2 protein-coding genes are annotated in these 2,340 nt (G+C 41.7%); both read left to right on the top strand.

From position 1 onward, the window contains the following. Positions 1-1,714: RHS repeat-associated core domain-containing protein (locus BGO59_RS11040; protein ID WP_293683684.1), on the top strand; the 1,714-nt coding region annotated here is incomplete at its 5' end. Between the two features lie 12 nt (positions 1,715-1,726). After that, entirely contained in the window at positions 1,727-2,086 is a 360-nt protein-coding gene (locus BGO59_RS11045; protein WP_293683685.1) for a hypothetical protein, read from the top strand. Positions 2,087-2,340: the final 254 nt, after the last annotated feature.

Below are 2,340 nucleotides of genomic sequence, written 5' to 3' on the forward strand. Positions count from 1 at the left end.
AGGTACCTCCATCCTGCTGAAAGTAATGGCCGGAGACAAGATCGCCGTTAATGCAGAAAACTTCTATGAACAACTCCAGAGCCAGCCCGAAGACATTGTCAGCAGCGAAGCCGTGATGAGCCAGGTACTCAATGCCATGGCCGGGGGCGCTGCGGCCACCACAGGCAGCGAAGGCGCCGGGGCCAATATACTCCAGACCAATACCGACCCTGCAGCCCTGCAAAGCGCCTATGAGGCCCTGCAGGCCGCAGAGACCGACAGCAGCAAGCCCAGGTCCTACCTCAACTACCTGTTCTTCGATGAACACATGAAAGTAGTGGCAGAGCACAGCCGCTTGTGGCAGGCCGATGGCGCAGCCGACTGGAAAACCATAGGTACCGAAGAAGCCATAGAAATACCCGAAAACGGATATATCGCCGTATATTTGTCCAACCAGGGAGCAGAACAGGTCTATTATGATAACCTTGCCGTGACCCTGACCCCCGGAGCATTACTCGAAGAGAAACACTATTATCCCTATGGCCTGCCCATACAAGGCTGGGGTACAACCGCCAGCGGTTCCTTACCCAACCGTCAGCGCTACCAGGGCAATGAATACAGGGAAGAAGCAGGACTGAACTGGATGGATTTTCATAACCGGCAGTACGATCCCCAACTGGGCAGGTTCCTGGCCTTAGATGCTTTAGCAGCCGCAGGTGGACAACAGGTATTAAGTCCTTACCATGCCATGGGTTGTAACCCGGCTATGATGGTGGATCCGTTGGGATTACAGAGTGGAGAACCAGGCAGTTTGCTGACAGGTGGTAATGTGCCGGGTTCATCGGGTTGGGGTGCCATATCGGGCTACTACAAAAGCTCTTTAGTACCACAGAGCCAACGTCCTTTGGAATTGCAAGGAATGCTTGGAGCTATGGCGATGATGCGTATCTTAAGCGGCGATGCAGCGGGTTACGCGACTCGTACGAGTGGGGGAGGATCTGGTATGTTGACCAGTTATGAGCAACTGTTACAGATATCTTACTGGCAGAAACAATGGAGCGATGAGACTAAGCGAAGAGGGAATGGAAGTCGTAAATATTTCTCTGCAGGTCAAGGTGGTTTCTTTAGTGAGGAAACTGCAGAAGATTTGATAGGAGCTACAATAGACGGTTTTGATCTTAAAGAGAATATAGTAAAAGTTACCTTGGCTAATGGGGGCGGCAGTAACTATTCTATAGCATATGAGGGTACTGATTTTCATTTACAAGAAGATATTTGGAGCGATATTTGGAATAGTAATTTTGTAAGGGGGATTATTCCAGATAAAATTTCTATTTCGATTGGTGGAGATATTGCATTTGGAGTAGGAGTAGGAGCTCAACCTTTGAATTTTACACTACTTACAAGAGGTAAAGAGCCTGGAATTTATCTAACTCCAACATTTAATATAACAGTAGGGATTACTGCTAAAGCTGAAGGAAGTGTGAATTTTAGTACAGCGAATTATACTGGTGACCCTCGAAATATAAATTCATCAATGGTAACAGGTATAACACATGCAGGTGCAATAAGCTTTAAAGCGTTAGGAGGAGTATCAGTTGGTATGTCCTGGGCTCCTACAGGGGATGGAGAAGGATTTATTGGCAAGAATGTTGGAATAGGAGTAGGAATAGGATTTTCATTAGAATATCAGAGACAAAGTACCCCTGGGGTTATGCCTCTTTGGCAGTGGTAAAAATAATTAATTATGCCTTACGAGTTTAGAGCACCTTTAATGGTGAAGATTTTATTAGGATTTGTTGTCTTATTGCTAATTTTATATAATGTTTTTTATGTATTAAAAACATCTAGTGAAAATAAGAAAGAATTTTATACTAACGCTTTTTCATCAAAAGTTGTAAGTTCTAATTTGTTTGAGGGCCGTACTGTTGAGTTCCAACTTGAAAATGGGCTAAAGTTATATTTTTTGCCCCCAATAAACAATAAGATAGAAATAGGTGATTATATCGAAAAAAAGAAAGAAACATATGAATATAAAGTTTTTAGAAAAAATAAATCTAATGAATATAATTTTTTTTCCACATACAATTTTGAGGATATACAATAAATGTCTGATTATTTGCTTTAGTATTTTGTTATACTCCTGTAATATTGAAGGTACTTATGAGAATCGAGAACCTGATAAAAAAGACGGAGAGAGAATTACTGTAGCATTTTATAATTTAATACAGCAAAGAGATTATGTAAAAACTTATTCTTTATATACAGAAAGATTTTTTACAATAACAGATACGTCAAAGCTAGCTTCATTGTACTTTCAAATTGATAGTACTTGTGGAAATGTTAAAGATTATACTTTGT

The sequence above is a fragment of the Spirosoma sp. 48-14 genome (assembly GCF_001898575.1).
Classification (GTDB): Bacteria; Bacteroidota; Bacteroidia; order Cytophagales; family Spirosomataceae; genus Spirosoma.